General features: G+C 67.7%; 6 protein-coding genes. 2 read left to right on the top strand and 4 right to left on the bottom strand.

Annotated elements, in window-relative coordinates:
* The 4 genes from ACRDUX_RS40750 to ACRDUX_RS40735 all read right to left on the bottom strand — a co-directional run.
* The coding region (locus tag ACRDUX_RS40750) for an ABC transporter permease (RefSeq protein WP_526423227.1) at positions 1–1,210 on the bottom strand (1,210 nt) is incomplete at its 3' end.
* Positions 1,207–2,145, bottom strand: coding sequence for an ABC transporter ATP-binding protein (locus ACRDUX_RS40745; RefSeq protein ID WP_526423225.1), 939 nt, complete (start codon positions 2,143–2,145; stop codon positions 1,207–1,209). The genes ACRDUX_RS40745 and ACRDUX_RS40750, both read right to left, overlap by 4 nt.
* A gap of 3 nt (positions 2,146–2,148) precedes the next feature.
* Positions 2,149–2,802 (bottom strand): TetR/AcrR family transcriptional regulator, encoded by a 654-nt coding sequence (locus tag ACRDUX_RS40740; RefSeq protein ID WP_526423223.1) that lies wholly within the window; start codon positions 2,800–2,802, stop codon positions 2,149–2,151.
* A 124-nt stretch (positions 2,803–2,926) separates the two neighbouring features.
* On the bottom strand, positions 2,927–3,607 hold the full coding sequence (locus ACRDUX_RS40735; protein ID WP_526423221.1) for an O-methyltransferase: 681 nt from the start codon (positions 3,605–3,607) through the stop codon (positions 2,927–2,929).
* A gap of 177 nt (positions 3,608–3,784) precedes the next feature.
* On the opposite strand from ACRDUX_RS40735, the gene sigE reads away from it, so the two are divergent.
* Entirely contained in the window at positions 3,785–4,555 is a 771-nt protein-coding gene (sigE, locus tag ACRDUX_RS40730) for an RNA polymerase sigma factor SigE (protein ID WP_526423219.1), read from the top strand.
* Between the two features lie 105 nt (positions 4,556–4,660).
* A partial coding sequence (gene rseA, locus ACRDUX_RS40725; protein WP_526423217.1) for an anti-sigma E factor RseA occupies positions 4,661–4,982 on the top strand: 322 nt, incomplete at its 3' end.

The raw sequence follows: 4,982 nt of genomic DNA, 5'->3' as shown, positions 1-4,982 counted from the left end.
GTGTCCGGCTGACCGCACCGGCAAGGAGTGCGTCGGCTCGTTGCGCCGTCTCCTCCTGGTGCAGCCGTAGCGTCAACGAGATCGCGAACGCTGCGGTGACCATCCCGAGCATGCCGAAGGCGACGGCGATGAAGGCCTGTTCCATCTGATCGGAGCCGCCGAGACGGGCCACGATGTCACGGGCCGACTGGCTGCCGCCGATCTCGTCCCCGATACCGTTGACTACGCTGCCGATGAGCAGGCCGTAGAGGCACAGCCCCGCGGTCCACACGGCGAACGAGCCCCGATTCAACCGCCACGCCAAGGTGGCGACGCCCCGAAGGCCCGCGCCTGCCCGTGGCGGGCCAGGGCGCTCGGCGATCATGCCTGCGCCGACGTCGCGCTGGGCGAGCAACCGGTAGGCGACCAAGACCAGGATGGCCGTCACGGCGAGATGGAGTAGCAGCACCCAGAACCGGTCGCCCGCGTACGGGCGGACCTGCGACGACCACCCCAACGGCGAGAGCCAGGAGAGGAACGACATGCGCGAGCCCGCGTCGCCGACCGCACGCAGGGTGAACGCCGCGGCGAGCACGCCGAAGGCCGCGCCACGGGCGAACCGTGCGCTCGTCGACAGTTGCGCCGTCACTGCCGCGACGGCGGTGAACACCAGGCCCGAGCATGCCAGCGCGAGCCCGAAGGCCAGCGAGCCGGAAGCCGGAACGTCCAGTGGGAGAAGGCTCGCGGTGGCGATGAGTCCGGTCAGGACCGATGCGCCGCCGGTGAGCAGAAGCGCCGCGGTGAGACTGGCGTAGCGGCCGACGGCGGTCGAGTCGATCAGCTCGGTGCGGCCCGATTCCTCGTCGGCGCGGGTGTGTCGGACGACGGTGAGGATCACGGCGACCGCGATCAGCACACCGAACATGCCGGCCTTCCAGACGCCGGTGGCGCCGAGACTGTCGCCGTAGACGTTTCCGTACAGCGCCCGTTGGGCTGGGCTGGCCATGATCGTGGCGGCGAACGACGCGCGGTCCGCCTGGGTGGGGTAGACCGCCGCGATGCTGCCGACGTACACGGCGCCGGCCGGGATGGAGAGCAGCAGCACCCACGCCGTCGCCACGATGCGGTCGCGGCGGAGGTAGAGGCGCAGCAGCGCAAGGGTTCCCGAGAAGGGCGTCCCACCCGCGGGTGCCTGATGCGCCGGCCGGTGCGGCCGGTCCAGGACGGTCATGCCGTCACCGGCTCGGCGGGTTCGTCGACGTCGTAGTGACGAAGGAACAGATCCTCCAGGGTGGGCGGCTGGCTGACGAGGCTGCGGACGCCTGCGCCACCGAGTCTCCTGATGACCTCGCCGAGGCTCCCGCCGTCCACCTGCGCGCGCAGCGTGTGACCCTCGAGGCTGACGTCTTCGACGCCGTCGATGCCGCCGAGGTCTCCCGGGTCACCGATCATCTCGGCCCTGATCGAGGTGCGCGACAGATGCCGCATCGACTCCAGGGTGCCGCTCTCGACGGTCTTGCCTGCGCGGATGATCGTGACCCGCTCGCACAGCGCCTCGGTCTCGGCCAGGATGTGGCTCGACAGCAGCACCGTGGCGCCGCGCTCCCGCGCCTCGATAACGCACTGTTGAAAGACGTTCTCCATCAACGGGTCCAAGCCGCTGCTCGGTTCGTCGAGCAGGAGCAGTCGGGCGTTCGAGGCGAAGGCCGAGACCAGAGATACCTTCTGCCGGTTGCCCTTGGAGTAGGTCCTTGCCTTCTTCGAAGGGTCGAGACCGAAACGCTCGACGAGCTCGGCGCGCCTGTTCTCGTTGATGCCGCCGCGCATTCGGGCCAGCAGGTCGATGGTCTCGCCACCGGTCAGTGACGGCCACAGGGTGACATCGCCTGGCACGTAGGCGATCTGGCGGTGCAGGGCGACGGCGTCGGTCCACGGGTCGCCACCGAGCAGACGCGCGGTTCCCGAGTCGGCGCGCGCCAGGCCGAGCAGGACCCGGATGGTCGTCGACTTGCCGGCGCCGTTGGGCCCAAGGAAGCCGTGCACCTCGCCCTCGGCAACGGTCAGGTCGAGCCCGTCGAGGGCCCGCACCGAACCGAAGTTCTTGGTCAGCCCGTGGACTTCGATGGCCGCGGTGCCGTCGTGGTGCCCGCCTTGATCCTTGGTCATCGATCACTCCTTCGTTGACGTGGTGATGGGGATGCCCGCGGCCCGCTGCGCCGAAAACGCGTCGTACATCGTCGAATCGGTCATCAGACCCTTGGTGTAGACCTCGAGTGCGGGCAGCACCATGTCCTGGGCGTAGTCGTGCAGGACTGCCCGCAGGTTGGTCGGGTCGTCGTGCATTTGCAGGTAGAGGAGGAAGCCGCCGCCGCTCGACATGGCGAGGAACTTGGCTCTGGCCTTGGGGTCCTGGCTCGGCCTGAGGGTGCCTGCGCGGACGCCTTCGTCGAGGTACCCCTCGGCATTGTCGATCATGTTGCGCCACAGCATCTTTGCCAACTCGCCTCCGGCCTGCATGCTGCGGACCAGGTAGGCCATCAGCGGTGCGAAGGACTCGATGTCGGCCAACTGCGCGAACCAGGCGGCGGGATCCGAGGTCTGAACGGATTCGCTCTTGGTGGCGCGGACGGTCTCGGCGACGAAGTCGTCGCACGCCTTGCGCAGGCCGTCCTTGGATCCGAAGTGGTGGATGACGAGTGCTGCGCTGACGCCGGCCGCCTTGGCGATGGCCCGCAGGCCGACGGCGAAGCCCTGCTGGCCGAACTGCTCGATCGCCGCATCGCGGATGCGGGCGGTGGTCGTCAGATCATCGACTGAACGCATGTTTAGTACGCTAAACGCGTGTTTAGTCGGCTGTCAAGTAGATTTTGCCGCTCGTCGAATGGGGACTTCGTTCACGTCTCGGCGCCGATACGCGTGGGGGTAACCCACGTTCGGCGGAGAGGGGTCAGTCGCGAGCTGCGGCCAGCAGGCCGTCGCCGAGGGGCACCAATACCGGGGTCAGCCGTTCGTCCTCGGCGATGATCCGCGCGGCCTCTCGGACGGCGGTGACTTCCCTGTCGCTGGCACCCGCGTCGCCGGCACGACCGCCGAGGGCGGCACGGTGGATGACGATGGCGCCGCCGGAACGCAACAGCCGTACTCCCTCGGCGACGAACTGGGGCTGGTCGGCGGGATCGGCGTCGATGAACACCAGGTCGTAGGACTCGTCGGCGAGTCTGGTCAGCACTTCCTGGGCGCGGCCACTGATCAGTCGCGTCCGCGACGGTCCGATGCCCGCCTCGGAGAACGCCTGCTTCGCCAGACGCTGATGTTCGGGCTCGACGTCGATCGTGGTGAGCACACCGTCGTCGCGCATGCCCGACAACAGCCACAGTCCACTCACGCCGACGCCGGTCCCGACTTCGACGACCGCCTTGGCGCGCGCGATCTTGGCGAGCACGCTCAACAGGGCGCCGACGGCAGGCGTGACGGCGCCCGCTCCGCTGTCCTCAGCGCGTTCGCGGGCTGCCGCGGTGAGGGCATCCTCGGTGATCGAGTTCTCGGCATGCGCGACGATCGCGTCGGCGCGGCTTGGCCGTGATTCGCTGCCGTCGGCTTGACCCGCTGGGTCGTCGCTGCTGGCCATGCCCGCAGCGTAGAGCGAACTCGTAGGGGCCCGCGCCTCGACACGCCCGCGGCGTGTGGTGAGATTCCCGCAGAATTCGGCAGCTTTGCGCAGTTCCGACGGCAACCGGTCGACATTCTCAGGAAAAGCTCAGTTTGCTCATATGCGGACCTCAACGGGGTCGGGGACGGTAAGCGCATGGAAAACGGCGGAAGCTGGGCGTCCGGGAATATCAGCGGCAACGATTCAGTTTCCGCGGGTACTGATACGGGAACCACTCCCGACGTCCGTCCGAGTGATCTGGAGGATCCGACGAGCACCACGAGCACCTCACCCGTATTCATGGCCCACTTCGAACAGGCCGCCGATGGCGACTGGGTCGAGCCCTCCGACGACCTGTCGGGAACCGCCGTGTTCGATGCGACCGGCGACAAGACCACCATGCCGTCCTGGGACGAGCTGGTCCGCCAGCACGCGGATCGGGTGTACCGCCTCGCCTACCGTCTCTCCGGCAACCAGCACGACGCGGAGGACCTGACGCAGGAGACCTTCATTCGGGTGTTCCGGTCGGTGCAGAACTATCAGCCGGGGACGTTCGAGGGATGGCTGCACCGCATCACGACCAACCTATTTCTGGACATGGTTCGTCGCCGCAGCCGCATCCGGATGGAGGCGCTGCCCGAGGACTACGACAGGGTGCCTGCCGCCGACCCGAACCCCGAGCAGATCTATCACGACTCCCGGCTGGGTCCCGACCTGCAGGCGGCGTTGGACTCTCTGCCGCCAGAATTCCGTGCCGCCGTCGTGCTGTGCGACATCGAAGGTCTGTCCTATGAGGAGATCGGCGCCACCCTCGGCGTCAAGCTCGGCACGGTGCGCAGCCGCATCCACCGCGGACGGCAGGCGTTGCGTGAATACCTGGCAAACCACCCGGACGCGTATGCCGAAGGTGTCGCGCGGAGTGCCTGACCTCTGAACGAGGTCCAGTGAGTGTTCGAAGCGACCAGTCGCGCTACATTCGAAGTATCGCCATCTGACGAAGTGGGATGAATGGGTTTTGAGAGGAGCAGGTCGATGGTCGACCCGGGGCACGTGTTCCGCCGTGCATTCTCTTGGCTGCCCTCTCCGTTCGCGTCGCAGAGCGATGCGCCCATCGGTCCACGCAGGTTCGGCTCGACCGAGCACCTCTCCACCGAGGCCATCGCCGCGTTCGTCGACGGTGAGCTGCGGATGAGTGCGCACCTCAGGGCCGCGCATCACATGTCGCTGTGCGCTCAGTGTTCGTCTGAGGTCGACGCCCAGGGGCAAGCTCGCGCAGCGTTGCGGGACTCCTGCCCGATCATCGTGCCGACTTCGTTGCTCGGCGCCTTGTCACAGATCCCGCACTGCGCACCGC

This window comes from Mycobacterium sp., assembly GCF_050701675.1.
Lineage (GTDB): Bacteria > Actinomycetota > Actinomycetes > Mycobacteriales > Mycobacteriaceae > Mycobacterium.
The sequence above is the reverse complement of the archived record's forward strand: the minus strand, read 5'-3'. Positions and strand labels throughout refer to the sequence as shown.